This window comes from Polynucleobacter sp. MG-Unter2-18 (assembly GCF_018687675.1).
Classification (GTDB): Bacteria; Pseudomonadota; Gammaproteobacteria; order Burkholderiales; family Burkholderiaceae; genus Polynucleobacter.
Window position 1 is genome coordinate 856,616 of sequence record NZ_CP061302.1, and the last position, 15,845, is coordinate 872,460.

Here is a 15,845-nt window from a genome sequence, read left to right on the forward strand (position 1 = left end):
CAGGAATCCGATGATTCGGGGATCAGCTATTGCTTGACCCCCCAAAGTAGAAGACCCCAGACAGGAGATCTTCTAGGTTTTTTGGAGTGAGGCGGATTATTCTGGGTGGAAGTTATTGCTGGCCATAAAGCTAATAGTGCGCTCAAAGCCCAAAATACGAATGTAACGCCAAGCGATATCGCGGTATTTGCTGTCTAAATAGCCAATAGCGACTTCAGGCGTCCTTTTGGACAAGTCGATTTGCTCAATAGTGCGGGCCCAGCGTTTTAGTCTTGTTGACATATTAACTACCTCCATGGTCATACAACGCATGGAAAAGTGGCTGAGATGACAGAAATAAGTAATATTTTTAAAGAATTTGGCAAAAAGTCGGCAAATCAGCTCCTTTAAGGCCTTTACTCTGGGATTTCGGCTGCAGCCCGCTCTTTTTTTGCTGCCTTAGCCCGCGCTTTGATGGGTTTGAGGAACATCAGCAGACAGACAAAACCCACTGTTCCAATGGTGGTCTCTAAGGCTGCCATCCAGAAATTGACTCCAGTTTCCAAAATACGAACTAAGCCCTCGGTGATATAGAGCAGGATCAGCATAGAGGCCCACTGCATGGTGTAGACATTACCTTTCCACAGGCCTGGAATGGCAAATAGTAGGGGAATGGCCTTGAGAATGAGCCAGGAGCCACCGGGCCTGAGTGGGGAAATGAACCATTCCCAAGCAACGCACAGAATGAACAGATCAACAAAAGCTGCCGTAGCTATCAGCTGATAAGGGTTTTTGGAGAGCCAGCTTTTGAACATAAATTACCCTTAAATCAGTTTGATAGCTGCAAGTGCTAAGCGTTTGCCTTGAGCAATCGCTAGGCGCTGTTCTTCAGGGCTAATCGGCGCTCTACCATCGGCATGCGCAAGGTGGGTGACGCCATAAGGGCTACCCCCGCTTGAGGTGCTCATGAGGTCAGGTTCGCTATAAGGAATGCCCATGAGCATCATGCCGTGGTGAAGCAAGGGAATCATCATTGTGAGAAGGGTGGTTTCTTGGCCGCCGTGCAGGCTGCCAGTGCTGGTAAAGACGCAAGCTGGTTTGCCAACGAGTGCACCATTTAGCCACTCTGAAGAGCTGCCATCCCAGAAGTATTTCATGGGAGCGGCCATATTGCCAAAGCGTGTGGGAGAACCTAGAGCTAGACCAATACATTCTTTTAAGTCGGCATATTCAACATAGGGAGCACCATCTGCTGGGACTGCAGCTTCCGTAGCTTCACAGACAGTGGAGATTGCTGGGACAGTGCGTAGTCTGGCATTAACACCCGGGACACTTTCAATACCTTCGGCAATGAGTCGAGCTAAGTCTCGGGTTGCTCCGTAGCGTGAGTAGTACAAAACTAAAACGTCAGATTGGCTCATATTCTTCTCTTATCTTTTATGATATGGGCGATGCGCCTCATACGGAATCCTCAATTATGGCTCTCTCTGGGAAAAGAGATATGGGAGCGTAACCGGGGTCAAAATTTGAAGCAAGTAGCGGCTAGCTTGGCCTTTACTACAACGCTTGCCTTAATTCCCATGCTGACGGTAGCCTCCATTTTGATTGGCTATCTCCCAAGTGTGATTCGAATTAAGTATGCCTTTCAGGCTTGGCTACTAGATACCTATATGCCGGGGGGCTTAAATCAGCAGGTCTTTAATTACTTAGATCAATTTTCAGCTCAGGCTAAAGGCCTCACCTTAATTGGTTTGGTCGGCCTGGTAATTACGACGATCATGACATTAGCTGTCATTGAGAGTGCGTTTAATCAGATCTTTCGCATCTCTGAAACTCGTCCTATTTTGAAGAAGGTGGCAATCTATTTTTCCGCAACCATACTGGGACCTATCTTATTGGGTATTGGTACCTACCTGAGTGGTCTCCTATTTAGTGCGGCAGAGGGGTGGACGGAAACCCTAAGCTTTGGTTTGGGGTTTGTGGCAACGGTGGTGCCAGTACTCCTGGCCATGGCCGTATTTTCAGTGGCTTACAAAATCCTACCTTACGCCAAGATTCAGTGGCGTGATGCTTTGAGTGGCGCCTTCTTTGCGGCTTTAACTTTTGAGTTGATGAAGTTTGGCTTTGGCCTCTTTTTAACTAATGTCGCCTTCTACAAAACGGTCTATGGCGCCTTTGCGATCTTCCCCTTGGCGCTGATTTGGATTTACCTTACCTGGTGGATTACCTTGGCTGGGGCGGTTTTGGTTGCCAATCTCCCTAGCATTCGTAATGGGTTGCTCAAGGTGATTAGCTACTGAAACCTCATATGCCCCTTGATTCCTTTGGGGCATAAGCATATATTGATTAAATGAAAACCCTTTGCTGGAGATCAAATGAAAGTTTGCGACATACTGCGCGTTAAGGGCAGCACACTATTTACAGTGGCACCGGATACTGCTTTGCAAACTGCTGTCTTAGTGATGAGTGAGCATGACATCGGCTCATTGGTTGTGATGGAGTACGACAAACTCGTGGGTATCTTGACATTCCGTGAAGTGATTTCAGCTTTAGCAAAACACCATGGCAAGTTAGATGATCTCAACGTCCAAAGCGTGATGAATGCCAAGCCTTTGACGTGCAATATGGAGACGGAGATTGATGAGGTTCGCCGCATGATGCTAGTTGACCATGCTCGTTACTTGCCGGTGATTGACCAAAAGATGCTGATGGGTGTGATTTCTTTCTACGACGTGGCCAAATCCGTTGTTGAGGCCCAGGACTTTGAAAACTCCATGCTCAAGGCATATATCCGCGACTGGCCAGAAGGGGCTGAAAAAGCTAGCCCATAGGCTCAGCCTAGCCCAAGCCCCCGAGCAATGACATAATGTCTATATGTCAGGAAATACATTAGGCCTTCTCTTTACTGTCACCACTTTTGGTGAATCCCACGGTCCCGCCATTGGCGCTATTGTTGACGGCTGCCCTCCAGGTATGTCTCTGTCTGAAGCTGATTTGCAGCTAGACTTAGATCGCCGCAAGCCAGGAACCTCGCGGCATGTAACCCAGCGTCAAGAGGCTGACAGAGTAGAAATCTTATCCGGTGTATATGAAGGCAAAACTACGGGTACGCCCATCGGCTTGTTAATTCGTAATACTGATCAACGCAGTCAAGATTACGGCAATATCCTGCAAACATTCAGACCTGGTCACGCTGATTACGCTTATCACTATAAATATGGCTTGCGTGATCCTCGTGGGGGCGGGCGCTCTTCAGCAAGATTGACTGCACCGGTAGTTGCTGCAGCAGCAATTGCCAAGAAGTGGCTCAAAGAGCAATATGGCACGGAGTTTTATGGCTACATGAGTCAACTCGGTGAAATTGAAATCCCATTTAAAGACGCGGCACTGATTGAGAGCAATCCTTTCTTTGCCGCTAATACCGATATCGTTCCTCAGTTAGAGGCTTATATGGATGGACTGCGCAAAGCAGGGGATTCTTGCGGAGCGAAGATTGAAGTGCGAGCGCGCAATGTTCCCATTGGATTGGGCGAGCCTTTATTTGATAAGTTAGATGCGGATATTGCTCATGCCATGATGGGCATCAATGCAGTGAAGGGTGTTGAGATTGGCTCTGGCTTTAAGTCAGTAACGCAACACGGTAGTGAGCATGGCGATGAGTTGCATCCAGATGGTTTCGCTAGTAACAATGCGGGCGGTACTGTAGGCGGCATCAGTACTGGTCAAGATTTGCGGGTGTCGATTGCCATCAAGCCAACCTCTAGTATTTTGAGTCCAAAAGAATCGGTTGATTTAGACGGCAAGCCGATTACCGTGAAAACCAAAGGTCGTCATGATCCTTGTGTTGGAATTCGTGCCACTCCAATTGCTGAAGCGATGCTAGCCTTAGTATTGATGGATCACGCTTTGCGTCATCGCGCTCAGTGCGGCGATGTGAAACATCCTATTCCTTCGATCCCAGCTGCACGTCCCGACTCTGTAAAAGATTGATACAAAATTTACTTTAGAAACCTAAAAAGAAAATGACACCTTCAGTGCGTTGGGCCTTCGGGTCCTTTTTCTTTTTATATTTTGCTTATGTTGGTTTAGTTTCTCCATACGCCAGTCTCTTTTTTTTAGATCGTGGCTTTAGCGTTATTGAGATTGCGGTCTTAATGTCCATGCTACAGATCACCCGAATAGTGGGACCGTTCTCTTGGGGGTGGTTGTCAGACTACCTATCGGATCGCATTGGCATCATTCGCTTTTGTGCGTGTTTAGCAGCAGTCACTTTTCTGAGTATCTTTTTTCTCAATAGCTATATTGCATTTTTTATTTGGATGTTTGTACTGCACACCATTCTCAGTAGCTTGATGCCATTGGGTGAGTCGGCAACTGTACATGCCTTATTTAAAGACAATTCATTTGATAAGCGTTACGGCCGTTTGCGTTTGTGGGGCTCAATTGGTTTTATTGCGATGGTCTTATTTGCGGGCGAATTATTTCAACGCAAAGGTATTGAGCTCTATCCCATCGTAGGCGCGGTAATTTTGACCTTCTTAGCGCTGGTCACCTTTCGCTTGGATGAGCCCAAGATGGAGCGTCGCAAGATGGTCAAAGGCGAACTTCTAATTGTTCTCTTGAATCCGGATGTGCGTTGGTTTTTGCTTTCTGGATTTTTCATGATCTTTGCGCATGCTGCTTTATATGTCTTCTATTCGCTGTACCTGGCTGATTTAGGTTACGACAAATTCCAGATTGGATTGTTCTGGGCCTTAGGTGTCGCAGCTGAAGTGATCTTCTTTTATTTCCAAAGCAAAGTACTGAGTCGCTTAGATCCCGAAGTCGTTTTGCAAATCGCTTTTGGTATTGGCGTGTTTCGATTTATCTTGATGGCATTCTTCCCACTCACTTGGGTTCTGATTCTGGCTCAGCTCATGCATGCCGCTACTTTTGGAGCGCACCATAGTGCTGCTACGAAACTATTGCAACGTTGGTTTACTGGTCCACTGCAGGCTCGAGGACAAGCTCTAATGGCAACCGTGTCTTATGGCTTAGGCGGAACCTTAGGCGGTTTATTTGCTGGTTGGCTATGGGATGCTACTGAGCCTCGCAATGTCTTTGTGATGGCCGCTTTAGCCTGCGGCCTAGGGGGCATGGCAATTGGAAAGCTACGACCTCGCCACTAGCCCGCTAGATAACTGGATCAGCAGATTTACATTGATCCATAGTTTGGGCCACCACCACCTTCAGGAGTAACCCAAACAATATTTTGACTTGGGTCCTTGATGTCACAAGTCTTGCAATGCACGCAGTTTTGCGAATTGATCTGTAACTGCGGCTGACCTTCTTTTTCAACATACTCGTAAACACCAGCAGGACAATAGCGTTGCTCTGGGCCTGCATAAGTTTTGAGATTCAAGTTCACCGGTACCGACGCATCTTTTAAGGTGAGGTGAATAGGTTGATTCTCAGCATGATTGGTATTGGAGATAAATACTGATGAGAGGCGATCAAAAGTAATCTTGCCATCCGGCTTTGGATAATCAATTGCTTGATGCTTCGCTGCTGGCTCTAAGCATTCATGGTCGGCATGTTTTAAGTGAATCGTCCATGGCATATTGCCGCCCAAAATTTTCTGTTCAAGGCCAACCATGAGGGTGCCTAAATACAAACCTTTTGACATCCACGGTTTAAAGTTGCGCGCCTGATTTAATTCAGTATGGAGCCAGCTATTTTTGAATGCACTGGGATAGGCGGCCAGCACATCAGCGGAACGATTCTCAGCAAGCGCAGCAACTGCAGCTTGTGCAGCCAGCATGCCGGTCTTAATGGCAGCATGACTTCCTTTAATGCGTGAGGCATTCAAGAATCCAGCGTCGCAACCAATGAGTGCGCCACCGGGGAAAACTGTTTTAGGTAAGCTGTTTAAGCCACCAGCTGTCAGTGCCCGCGCACCGTAAGCTAGGCGCTCACCACCTTCAAAGGTTTCACGAATCTTTGGATGCAACTTATAGCGTTGAAACTCTTCAAACGGAGAGAGGTAGGGGTTCTTATAGGACAGGCCAACTACTAAACCAACGGCAACCTTGTTATCACCCAAGTGATACAGGAAGGAGCCGCCATAGGTATCGCTCTCTAATGGCCAGCCTGCGGTATGAACCACAAGACCAGGCTTACTCTTGGAGGGTTCAACTTCCCACAGTTCTTTAATGCCAATGCCGTAGCTTTGGGGATCAGCATCTTTGTCTAAAGCAAACTTGGCAATCAGTTGTTTGCCTAAATGTCCGCGTGAACCTTCAGCAAATAGGGTGTACTTGGCACGCAATTCCATACCTAGCTGAAATTGGTCTGTGGGTTGACCTTCTTTGTCTAGACCCATAGATCCAGTAATCACACCACAAACTGCACCTTGTTCGTTATAGAGAATTTCTGCAGCAGGAAAGCCTGGAAAGATTTCTACGCCCAAGTTCTCAGCCTGTTGTCCCAGCCAGCGAGTGACATTAGCCAAGCTGACAATATAGTTACCTTCATTCTTAAAGCAATGGGGCAGCATCCAATTCGGAACTTGAAACGAGCTCTCCTTGGTCAGAAATAAAAACTCATCTTGGTTTACTTCAGTATCTAGTGGTGCGCCTAGCTCTTTCCAGTTAGGAAATAATTCAGTAAGTGCTTTAGGATCCATGACGGCGCCAGACAGGATGTGCGCGCCGATTTCAGACCCTTTTTCAAGTACGCAGACGCTGATTTCTTTGCCAGATTCATCGGCTAGCTGTTTTACTTTAATGGCTGCGGATAAGCCTGCAGGACCACCCCCTACGATGATGAGGTCATAGTCCATGGATTCTCTAGGTCCAAACTGTTCGAGTAATTCCTGGGCAGTCATTTCATTTCTCCGACATTACTTATCAATAGGGCACATTAGTCATTAGGCATTGTGGGTATTTAGGTATTTTGAGCATTTCTGCCACCTTTAAAGCTCCAAGCTATACCTATAGTTTAGTTCTAAGCCATAGAAACCAAGTAAGTGCCCAATGCCAATGGGCGCAGGAGCCTAAAGCGTTATGATTACTTTTTTACCTTTTTTGGCAATATTAGGACGAATTTATGAAAAAAACTTACCCATCGGCTGTTGATGCCTTAAGGGATATCTTAAAAGATGGCCAAAAACTGGCTGTTGGTGGTTTTGGCTTGTGCGGCATTCCTGAAGCCTTGATCCAAGCGGTTAAGGACCTTGGTGCGCAAAATCTGACAGCGATTGCTAATAACGCAGGAGTGGATGGCTTTGGTTTGGGTCTACTGCTGAACTCAAGACAAGTCAAAAGGATGGTTGCTTCCTACGTTGGTGAGAACAAAGAATTTGAGCGTCAGTTTTTGGCTGGCGAGCTCGAGCTGGAATTTACTCCACAAGGAACCCTGGCAGAGAAGTTGCGTGCTGGTGGTTGCGGTATTCCGGCTTTTTATACCAAAACAGGTGTTGGTACTTTGGTTGCTGAGGGCAAAGAAGAAAAAGAGTTTGACGGTGAGCGCTACATCATGGAGCGCGCAATCGTTTCTGATATCTCGCTCGTAAAAGCATGGAAGGCAGATAAATCCGGTAATTTGATTTATCGCTACACCGCTCGAAACTTCAACCCCATGGTTGCAATGGCTGGCAAGATCACAGTTGCTGAAGTTGAAGAAATCGTAGAGAACGGTGAGTTAGATCCCGATCAGATTCATACGCCAGGCATTTATGTTCATCGCTTAGTACTAAACACGACGCCTGAGAAGCGTATTGAGCAACGCACTTTGTCTGCTGCTTAATACCCACATACACCATATAAAAACAGTACAGAATATTTAGGAAGATTGATATGCCTTGGAATAGAGATGAAATGGCAGCACGTGCTGCTAAGGAGCTAAAGGATGGTTATTACGTCAATTTAGGCATTGGTATGCCAACCCTAGTGGCCAATCATGTGCCGGAAGGCATGGAAGTATGGCTTCAGTCCGAAAATGGTTTGTTGGGTATTGGTCCATTTCCAACTGAAGAAACGATTGATGCGGATTTAATTAATGCGGGCAAGCAAACGATTACGACTTTGCCTGGCTCCTCGATTTTTTCTTCTGCAGATTCCTTCGGAATGATTCGTGGTGGAAAAATTAATATTGCAATTCTAGGTGCGATGCAGGTTAGTGAGTATGGTGATTTGGCGAACTGGATGATCCCGGGCAAGATGGTCAAAGGTATGGGCGGCGCCATGGACTTGGTTGCTGGCGTAAAGCATGTAGTTGTCTTGATGGAGCACGTTGCTAAGAAAAAAGATGGCACAGAAGAAATCAAGATTCTGCCTAAGTGCACTCTGCCATTAACTGGTGTGGGTGTTATTAGTCGCATCATTACCGATCTCTGCGTACTCGACATCACGCCAAAGGGTTTAAAGCTAGTGGAATTGGCTCCTGGTGTAACTAAGGAAGAAGTCATATCCAAAACTGGTGCCCCTATAGACGTCGCAGGTTTCTAACCTTTTTTGATGGATAGTGAAATAATGGGGTCATTGACCCCATTTTCTTTTTTAAAGACTCCTTTATGAGCGTTGTAGATCATTCACTTCACGCACACAAGCAGGGCGATGCTAAGCATAGCCATAGGAAGGAAGTCTCTAATCAGAATCTCCTGCTCATTGCCCTGGTGCTCACACTGGGTTTTTCTGGAGTCGAAGGGGCCGCTGCTTACTTTGCAAATTCTTTAGCGCTAATATCCGATGCTGGTCACATGGTGACTGATGCTGCTGCCTTAGGACTGGCTTTGTTGGCGCAAATCATTTCTCGTCGTCCACCATCGCCAAAACATTCGTTTGGGTTTGGAAGGGCTGAGGCCTTGGCGGCCTTTGTTAATAGCATTGCGATGCTGGCCTTGGTTGCCTGGATTATGGTTGAGGCAATTAGTCGATTCTATGATCCGCATAAAGTGGATGGCTTAACTGTCACGATAGTGGCGGCCATTGGCTTACTCATGAATATTGTGGTGGCATGGGTGCTGTCGCGCGATAAAAAGAGTGTTAATACTCGTGCTGCCTTGGTTCATGTCATGGGCGACTTGCTAGGCTCAATAGCTGCTCTGATTGCGGGTATCGTGATTCAGCTCACTGGATGGATGCCGATTGATGCCATCTTATCTATCTTGGTCTCCCTTTTAATTTTGAAGTCCACTATTTCTATTCTGAAAGAGTCCTATCACTTCCTGATGGAGGGGGTGCCTCTCCATATCGACTACCTTCAAGTGGGTCAGGATTTAAAAAAGGTACCCGGCGTTTTAGCGGTACATGATCTGCATGTTTGGGAGATGACTCCCAGCTTTCCAGCGCTCATTGGCCATATTGAGATTGAGCATATTGGTGAGTGGCCAGAAATCATGGCGCGTATTAATGAGATGCTGCTCAATAAGCACGGAATTGATCACGTGACTTTACAGCCGGAAGTTCCTGGTATGTCAGATGAGCATGTGCACGCCGAAGACTTCAGTGCTCATCAGAAAATACCGAATGTTATTCATCAGGGAGATACCTTCTTCGTTACGTGTACCAGTCCTGACGGCCCCCATCGTATGGCGTATCACGCCTGGGGCAATCCTGATAACCCCAAAGTCTTAGTTTGTGTTCATGGTCTAACACGCAGGGGAAGTGATTTTAAAACCTTGGCTGAGGCAATGAGTCAGGACTATTACGTTGTTTGTCCGGATGTAGTCGGTCGCGGAGATTCGGATCGACTAAAGAACCCCATGCTCTATGCTGTCCCACAATATGTTGCAGATATGGCAAGCTTAATTGGGCATCTTGGCGTTGCGCAAGTAGACTGGTTTGGTACCTCAATGGGTGGTTTGATTGGCATGGTCTATGCCGCAATGCCTAAGAGTCCGATTCGTCGCATGCTGATTAATGATGTAGGTCCACGCATTGAGCCTGAGGCCATCAAGCGCCTAGGTTCTTATGTTGGCCAAGCTTTTAGCTTTTCTCATCGTGCAGATGCTTTGCAACGCCTCAATGAGATCTGCGCCTCTTTTGGCAGTCACACCCCAGAAGAGTGGGAGATTTATAACGGCCCCATGCTCATACAAAAAGATGGGCTTTGGGTAATGCACTACGACCCTGATATTTCTGTTCCGTTTGCGTCGGTTAATCCGATTATGGCAAAGGCGGGAGAGATGGCGATGTGGCATGCCTTCAAGCAAATTCATATCCCGATGTTGATTGTGCGTGGCGGTGAGTCAGATTTGCTTTCGGCTAAAACTGTAGCCGAGATGTGTAAGGTCAATCCTTATATTCGGAGTATTGAAATTCCGGGAGTAGGGCATGCGCCTGCCTTTGTGAAGTCTGAGCAAGTGGCTTTAGCAAAAGAATTCTTTAGTTAAGGATTTCTATAGCCCATGTCAAATGCTGCTTCTGCATCTGAGAGCATCAAAATTATTGATGGTTGGTATGGCGAGCCTTCTGAGCATCATGCTGCTGGCGTTCTCAGCATACTGAAGTTGCTTCACCTTGATGAAGCAACACTGATCGCTGCACATAATATTGCCCGCACCCATGGCAAAGAATCACTCACCAAACTGATTGGCGACGAGTCAGCTAGGTTACTGATTGGCTATCGCGGCCTGCGGCAGGCTCAAGCCAAGCTAGTACGTAATGATGGCGGCCTGAGTATTTCTGGGCAAGAAGAAATGCTCAGAAAAATGTTGCTCGCGTTTGGTGATGACTTACGTGTTGTTTTGATTTATCTTGCTTCACGCTTACAAACCTTACGTTGGATTACTCAAGAAAAAATCGAGATGCCAACAGCTTGGGCGCAAGAGATTCTCAATATTGATGCATCGCTTGCCAATCGCCTTGGTATTTGGCAAATGAAATGGGAGATGGAGGACTTGGCATTTCGAGTTCTCTCTCCAGAAACCTACCGTGACATCGCCAAGATGTTGGATGGTAAGCGTATTGAACGTGAATCTTTTATTAACCAGATTGTTAGCAAGCTTAAAGAAGAATTAAATGCTGCCCGTATTGAAGGTGAGGTTCAGGGTCGCCCAAAGCACATCTATAGCATTTGGAAAAAGATGCAGGGCAAATCGCTCGACTTTGCTAATCTTTATGACGTCAGGGCATTTAGAGTCTTAGTAGATGACGTTAAATCCTGTTACGCCATTTTAGGAATAGTCCATAACGTCTGGCAGCCAGTCCCACGTGAATTTGATGACTATATTGCCAGACCAAAACCAAACGGATATCAATCCTTGCATACCGTAGTGATGGATGAGCACGGAACAGCATTTGAGATTCAGGTGCGCACCAATGAAATGCATCAACAGGCTGAGTATGGTTTGGCAGCTCATTGGCGCTACAAGGAGGGAGCTTATGTTGGCACTGCAACTCCGCCAAAAAATAAATCCAATGATGTCAATCCAAGTCATCAAACTGGTACCCACAGTGCAGCGGTTGCCTATGAGCGCCAAATTGCTTGGGCAAGGCAACTCATTTCTTGGAAAGAGGATGCTTGGGAGCAACTCAAGCACCATGAGATCGATGACCATATTTATGTACTCACTCCTTTAGGAAAGGTCATTTCTTTAGAGAAGGGTTCATCGCCTATTGATTTTGCATACGCAGTTCATACCGATCTGGGTCATCGCTGTAGAGGTGTGCGGGTAGATGGCGCGATGGTGCCTTTAGATACTTCATTGCAGAATGGTCAAACTATTGAAATCGTCGCTGTAAAACATGGCGGCCCTTCGCGAGATTGGATCAGTCCGAGCCGCAATTACTTGCGATCACAGCGTGCTCGTACACGTGTACGCGCTTGGTTTAATGCCTTGGATGATGAAGAGGCTGGATCTAAGTCCGCCGACACCAAAGCAGAACAAAAGACAGAAGCAAAGGTTATTGCCCCAGCCCCAGAAATCGTTCTTAAACAAAGCGCTCGCAAGCAGGGCCAGGTAAGTGATGTTTTGGTGGTGGGGGTGGATTCATTGATGACCCAGTTGGCGAGGTGCTGCCGGCCGGTGCCACCCGATGCGATTGCAGGCTTTGTGACCCAAGGTCGTGGTGTATCGATTCATCGGCGCTCTTGCAAAACGTTTAGAGGTTTATTGGAGCGAGCCCCTGAGCGCGTTATCCAAACCGCTTGGAATGATTCTGGGCTTGAAACAGCAGTCGTAAATGACCCCAAGCGAGTATTTCCTGCGGATTTAGCTGTAACCGGCCTCGATCGCCCCGAGTTAATGCGTGAGCTGTTTGAGATTCTGTCAAGGCAGGGCGTCCATGTGATTGATCTTCGTAAATCTGCCAAGCGAGGCCTTGCTCAAATACTGCTGACTGTGGAGATTAAGGACTCGGAAGCCTTGCGGCTTACCCAAAATGCGCTAGAAGAAGTCAAAGGGGTGACCCAAGTACGCCGCCGGTGATAAACTCTATGGCTTATATAGGCTCGTAGCTCAGCTGGTTAGAGCACCACCTTGACATGGTGGGGGTCGTTGGTTCGAGTCCAATCGAGCCTACCAACGAATAAAGACCCAAAAGTGCGCGGTTGCCCAAAAGCTCCCGCGCTTTCTTTTTGGTGGATGTTGTGCAGTAAATCAGTCTTTCGGCTGAATCTTAATAAGATGGAGCGGTCATGCTTGTAGTTACTCTGCCAGATGGATCTAAACGTGAGTTTGAAGCTCCCGTGCGCGTTCTTGATGTTGCCCAAAGTATTGGAAGTGGGCTTGCCAAAGCTGCCCTCGGCGGCATAGTAGATGGCAAGATGGTGGATGCCAGCTTTCTGATCGACAAAGATAGTCAATTGGCAATCATTACCGATAAAAGCCCAGAGGCGCTGGAGATTGTGCGCCATTCCACAGCCCACTTATTGGCCTATGCCGTAAAAGAACTGTTCCCGGAGGCGCAAGTCACCATTGGACCTGTCATCGAAAACGGTTTTTATTACGACTTCTCATTTCATCGCGCATTCACGCCTGAAGATTTGGTGGCAATTGAGAAGAAAATGGCTGAGCTGGCTAAAAAAGATGAGCCAGTGATGCGCACAGTCATGCCGCGTGATGAGGCTGTGAAGTTCTTCAAGGATCAGGGCGAAAACTACAAAGCAGAAATCATTTCTAGCATCCCACAGGGCGAAGATGTGTCTTTGTATGCCGAAGGAAAATTCACTGACTTATGTCGCGGACCCCATGTGCCATCTACTGGCAAGCTCAAAGTGTTTAAGCTTCTGAGCGTTGCTGGTGCTTACTGGCGTGGCGATAGCAAGAATGAAATGTTGCAACGGATCTACGGTACAGCTTGGCTAAAAAAAGAAGATCAAGACGCGCATTTGCATATGCTCGAAGAAGCCGAGAAGCGTGACCACCGTCGCCTTGGTAAGTTTTTGGATTTATTTCACTTTCAACCTGAAGCGCCTGGTTTAATTTTCTGGCATCCAAAAGGCTGGTCTATTTGGCAAGAGGTTGAGCAGTACATGCGCCGCGTTTATCAGCGCGAAGGCTACCAAGAAGTTAAGGCCCCACAAATTTTGGATCGCGGTCTTTGGGAAAAGTCTGGCCACTGGGATAACTACAAAGAAAACATGTTTACAACCGAGTCAGAGAATCGTGCCTATGCATTAAAGCCGATGAACTGCCCAGGACACGTGCAGATTTTTAACTCCGGTTTACATAGTTATCGTGAATTGCCATTACGCTACGGCGAGTTTGGTCAGTGTCACCGTAACGAACCGTCTGGTGCGCTACATGGTTTGATGCGCGTGCGTGGTTTCACACAAGATGATGGCCACATTTTCTGTACTGAAGATCAAATTCAGTCTGAAGTAGCCGCGTTTGATAAAGCAGTTCGTGAGGTTTATCAAGATTTTGGTTTTAGTGAAGTTGCTGTAAAGCTGGCACTTCGCCCAGCTAAGCGCGTTGGCGATGATGCAATTTGGGATAAAGCGGAGGCTGCCTTACGTGGCGCCTTGACTGCTTCAGGCCAAGAATGGGAAGAATTGCCAGGTGAGGGTGCTTTTTATGGTCCGAAGATCGAATATCACCTGAAAGACTCGATTGGACGTACTTGGCAGTGCGGCACGATTCAGGTGGATTTCTCGATGCCAGCTCGTTTGGGCGCTGAATATGTCACCGAAGAGAACACTCGTAAAGCTCCAGTGATGCTCCATAGAGCAATTGTCGGCTCTTTGGAGCGTTTTATCGGTATTTTGATCGAAAACCATGCTGGAAATATGCCAGTTTGGCTAGCTCCGACCCAGGCTGTAGTCCTTAATATCTCGGATAATTCTGCTGCATATGCTCAAAAAGTCCAGCAATCTCTGAAAAAACAAGGGTTTAGAGTCGAATCGGATTTGCGGAATGAGAAAATTACGTATAAAATACGCGAGCACGCATTACAGAAGCTCCCATTTTTGTTAGTTGTAGGGGATAAAGAAGCAGAAAGTAATTCGGTGGCCGTTCGTGCCCGTGGCGGAGTGGATTTAGGGGTAATGCCTCTTGATGCCTTCGTTGCCCGACTCCAGCAGGATATTTCTCAGAAAGTCGGACCCGAGCCTAGCTAGGGGTGGAATGGTTTTTATTGTTTTTTTAAAGGAATTAAGAAGATCGCTACTGATAAATCGCAGCGCATAAATCGGGAGATTACTGCTCCTGAAGTGCGTCTGATTGGACTGGATGGAGAACCCATCGGTGTAGTTAAGTTGAGTGAAGCCCTGGCTTTAGCGGAAGAGAAAGAGACCGATTTGGTTGAAATTGCTCCGACAGCTGTGCCACCTGTAGTCCGGATCATGGACTTCGGCAAATTCAAGTACCAAGAAGCCAAACGTTTGCATGAAGCTAAGCTAAAGCAAAAGGTGATTCAGGTGAAGGAAGTGAAGTTCCGTCCCGGCACAGATGATGGTGACTATGGTGTGAAGCTACGCAATCTAATCCGCTTTTTGGAAGATGGCGATAAGACAAAGATTACGCTGCGGTTTCGGGGTCGTGAAATGGCCCACCAAGAAATCGGAGTCAGAATGTTGGAGCGTTTGAAGTCAGACCTGATTGAACATGGTCAAGTAGAACAGTTTCCAAAGATGGAAGGTCGCCAGATGGTGATGGTATTGGCCCCCATTCGTAAGGCTAAGTAATAAACCAAATCGCAAGATGGGGTTTGTTGTTTAAGTAGGGAGGAGCTCCCAAGAATTAATAAGGGCTCTGGTAGTTAGAAGTGCTTCTAGGTACAGGAAGCGTAACCGTCGGTTACCACCTATGTTGCACAAGTAATTGAAGGGGTGCTTTATGCCCAAGATGAAGAGTAAGAGTAGCGCCAAAAAGCGCTTCACGGTTCGCGCAGGCGGAACGATCAAACGAGGCCAGGCTTTCAAACGCCACATCCTCACCAAGAAGACCACAAAGAATAAGCGTCACTTACGTGGTACTACTGAAGTTGCGAAGGCAGACGTTAAGTCAATTCGCTCCATGCTTCCATACGCTTAACCTCAGACTAGATTAGGAGAAATAAATGCCAAGAGTCAAACGTGGGGTTACAGCAAGAGCCCGTCATAAGAAAATCACCGATGCCGCAACAGGCTATCGTGGACGTCGTAAAAACGTATTCCGTATTGCTAAGCAAGCGGTTATGCGTGCTGGTCAATATGCATATCGTGACCGTCGCAATAAGAAACGTGTATTCCGCGCATTGTGGATTGCTCGTATCAACGCGGCAGTTCGTCAGCATGACATGACCTATAGCGTATTCATGAATGGTATGAAGAAAGCTGCGATCGAACTCGACCGTAAAGTGCTTTCTGATATGGCCATTGCTGACAAGGCGGCTTTCGCTGCTTTGGTTACTCGGATCAAATCCGTAGTAAGCGCTGCAGCTTAATTCTTAGTTCATAAAAAA

The 15,845-nt window shown here is 47.1% G+C and carries 16 protein-coding genes and 1 tRNA gene; 13 read left to right on the forward strand and 4 right to left on the reverse strand.

Annotated elements, in window-relative coordinates; all coding sequences use genetic code 11:
- Positions 1-96: 96 nt before the first annotated feature.
- The 3 genes from C2759_RS04520 to wrbA form a co-directional block, all read right to left on the reverse strand.
- The gene (locus tag C2759_RS04520; protein ID WP_046330073.1) at positions 97-282 is read right to left on the reverse strand and encodes a hypothetical protein; all 186 of its coding nucleotides are present in this window, start codon (positions 280-282) and stop codon (positions 97-99) included.
- A gap of 113 nt (positions 283-395) precedes the next feature.
- Positions 396-794: a DUF2069 domain-containing protein gene (locus C2759_RS04525; RefSeq protein WP_215356463.1), complete on the reverse strand. Its 399-nt coding sequence runs from the start codon at positions 792-794 to the stop codon at positions 396-398.
- A gap of 9 nt (positions 795-803) precedes the next feature.
- The gene (gene wrbA / locus C2759_RS04530; protein WP_215356464.1) at positions 804-1,400 is read right to left on the reverse strand and encodes an NAD(P)H:quinone oxidoreductase; all 597 of its coding nucleotides are present in this window, start codon (positions 1,398-1,400) and stop codon (positions 804-806) included.
- A 30-nt stretch (positions 1,401-1,430) separates the two neighbouring features.
- Here wrbA and C2759_RS04535 point away from each other — a divergent pair, with 30 nt between their 5' ends.
- The 4 genes from C2759_RS04535 (at position 1,431) to C2759_RS04550 (ending at position 5,147) form a co-directional block, all read left to right on the forward strand.
- Positions 1,431-2,279, forward strand: a complete 849-nt coding sequence (locus C2759_RS04535; protein WP_215356465.1) for a YihY family inner membrane protein — start codon at positions 1,431-1,433, stop codon at positions 2,277-2,279.
- A gap of 75 nt (positions 2,280-2,354) precedes the next feature.
- Positions 2,355-2,810 (forward strand): CBS domain-containing protein, encoded by a 456-nt coding sequence (locus tag C2759_RS04540; RefSeq protein ID WP_215356466.1) that lies wholly within the window; start codon positions 2,355-2,357, stop codon positions 2,808-2,810.
- Between the two features lie 43 nt (positions 2,811-2,853).
- Positions 2,854-3,969, forward strand: a complete 1,116-nt coding sequence (aroC, locus tag C2759_RS04545; RefSeq protein WP_215356467.1) for a chorismate synthase — start codon at positions 2,854-2,856, stop codon at positions 3,967-3,969.
- A gap of 32 nt (positions 3,970-4,001) precedes the next feature.
- Positions 4,002-5,147, forward strand: coding sequence for an MFS transporter (locus C2759_RS04550; protein WP_215356468.1), 1,146 nt, complete (start codon positions 4,002-4,004; stop codon positions 5,145-5,147).
- A gap of 26 nt (positions 5,148-5,173) precedes the next feature.
- Here C2759_RS04550 and C2759_RS04555 read toward each other — a convergent pair whose 3' ends face one another.
- Positions 5,174-6,844, reverse strand: coding sequence for an electron transfer flavoprotein-ubiquinone oxidoreductase (locus C2759_RS04555; protein WP_215356469.1), 1,671 nt, complete (start codon positions 6,842-6,844; stop codon positions 5,174-5,176).
- Between the two features lie 221 nt (positions 6,845-7,065).
- On the opposite strand from C2759_RS04555, the gene C2759_RS04560 reads away from it, so the two are divergent.
- The 9 genes from C2759_RS04560 to rplT all read left to right on the forward strand — a co-directional run bounded on the left by C2759_RS04560 (position 7,066) and on the right by rplT (position 15,827).
- A complete protein-coding gene (locus C2759_RS04560; RefSeq protein WP_215356470.1) occupies positions 7,066-7,764 on the forward strand; it encodes a CoA transferase subunit A in 699 nt (232 codons plus the stop codon).
- 50 nt (positions 7,765-7,814) lie between these two features.
- Complete coding sequence (locus tag C2759_RS04565; RefSeq protein ID WP_215356471.1) at positions 7,815-8,465, forward strand: CoA transferase subunit B; 651 nt, start codon at positions 7,815-7,817, stop codon at positions 8,463-8,465.
- A 65-nt stretch (positions 8,466-8,530) separates the two neighbouring features.
- Positions 8,531-10,351, forward strand: a complete 1,821-nt coding sequence (locus tag C2759_RS10645) for an alpha/beta fold hydrolase (RefSeq protein ID WP_215356472.1) — start codon at positions 8,531-8,533, stop codon at positions 10,349-10,351.
- A gap of 15 nt (positions 10,352-10,366) precedes the next feature.
- Entirely contained in the window at positions 10,367-12,388 is a 2,022-nt protein-coding gene (locus C2759_RS04575; protein WP_215356473.1) for a bifunctional (p)ppGpp synthetase/guanosine-3',5'-bis(diphosphate) 3'-pyrophosphohydrolase, read from the forward strand.
- A 19-nt stretch (positions 12,389-12,407) separates the two neighbouring features.
- Positions 12,408-12,484 (forward strand) — tRNA-Val (locus C2759_RS04580).
- Between the two features lie 113 nt (positions 12,485-12,597).
- Positions 12,598-14,520, forward strand: coding sequence for a threonine--tRNA ligase (gene thrS / locus C2759_RS04585; protein ID WP_215356474.1), 1,923 nt, complete (start codon positions 12,598-12,600; stop codon positions 14,518-14,520).
- Between the two features lie 33 nt (positions 14,521-14,553).
- Complete coding sequence (gene infC, locus C2759_RS04590; RefSeq protein WP_370624483.1) at positions 14,554-15,087, forward strand: translation initiation factor IF-3; 534 nt, start codon at positions 14,554-14,556, stop codon at positions 15,085-15,087.
- A gap of 151 nt (positions 15,088-15,238) precedes the next feature.
- Entirely contained in the window at positions 15,239-15,436 is a 198-nt protein-coding gene (gene rpmI / locus C2759_RS04595; RefSeq protein WP_046330084.1) for a 50S ribosomal protein L35, read from the forward strand.
- Positions 15,437-15,461: 25 nt separating this feature from the next.
- Positions 15,462-15,827, forward strand: coding sequence for a 50S ribosomal protein L20 (gene rplT / locus C2759_RS04600; RefSeq protein ID WP_015421011.1), 366 nt, complete (start codon positions 15,462-15,464; stop codon positions 15,825-15,827).
- Positions 15,828-15,845: the final 18 nt, after the last annotated feature.

Bases quoted from the DNA above. Each gene is read 5' to 3' on its own strand.
- wrbA (WP_215356464.1), bottom strand. From the start codon at position 1,400: ATGAGCCAATCTGACGTTTTAGTTTTGTACTACTCACGCTACGGAGCA.
- C2759_RS04520 (WP_046330073.1), bottom strand. From the start codon at position 282: ATGTCAACAAGACTAAAACGCTGGGCCCGCACTATTGAGCAAATCGAC.
- C2759_RS04555 (WP_215356469.1), bottom strand. From the start codon at position 6,844: ATGACTGCCCAGGAATTACTCGAACAGTTTGGACCTAGAGAATCCATG.
- C2759_RS04525 (WP_215356463.1), bottom strand. From the start codon at position 794: ATGTTCAAAAGCTGGCTCTCCAAAAACCCTTATCAGCTGATAGCTACG.
- C2759_RS04560 (WP_215356470.1), top strand. From the start codon at position 7,066: ATGAAAAAAACTTACCCATCGGCTGTTGATGCCTTAAGGGATATCTTA.
- rplT (WP_015421011.1), top strand. From the start codon at position 15,462: ATGCCAAGAGTCAAACGTGGGGTTACAGCAAGAGCCCGTCATAAGAAA.
- C2759_RS04575 (WP_215356473.1), top strand. From the start codon at position 10,367: ATGTCAAATGCTGCTTCTGCATCTGAGAGCATCAAAATTATTGATGGT.
- C2759_RS04565 (WP_215356471.1), top strand. From the start codon at position 7,815: ATGCCTTGGAATAGAGATGAAATGGCAGCACGTGCTGCTAAGGAGCTA.
- C2759_RS04540 (WP_215356466.1), top strand. From the start codon at position 2,355: ATGAAAGTTTGCGACATACTGCGCGTTAAGGGCAGCACACTATTTACA.
- C2759_RS04550 (WP_215356468.1), top strand. From the start codon at position 4,002: ATGACACCTTCAGTGCGTTGGGCCTTCGGGTCCTTTTTCTTTTTATAT.
- aroC (WP_215356467.1), top strand. From the start codon at position 2,854: ATGTCAGGAAATACATTAGGCCTTCTCTTTACTGTCACCACTTTTGGT.
- C2759_RS04535 (WP_215356465.1), top strand. From the start codon at position 1,431: ATGCGCCTCATACGGAATCCTCAATTATGGCTCTCTCTGGGAAAAGAG.
- thrS (WP_215356474.1), top strand. From the start codon at position 12,598: ATGCTTGTAGTTACTCTGCCAGATGGATCTAAACGTGAGTTTGAAGCT.
- rpmI (WP_046330084.1), top strand. From the start codon at position 15,239: ATGCCCAAGATGAAGAGTAAGAGTAGCGCCAAAAAGCGCTTCACGGTT.
- C2759_RS10645 (WP_215356472.1), top strand. From the start codon at position 8,531: ATGAGCGTTGTAGATCATTCACTTCACGCACACAAGCAGGGCGATGCT.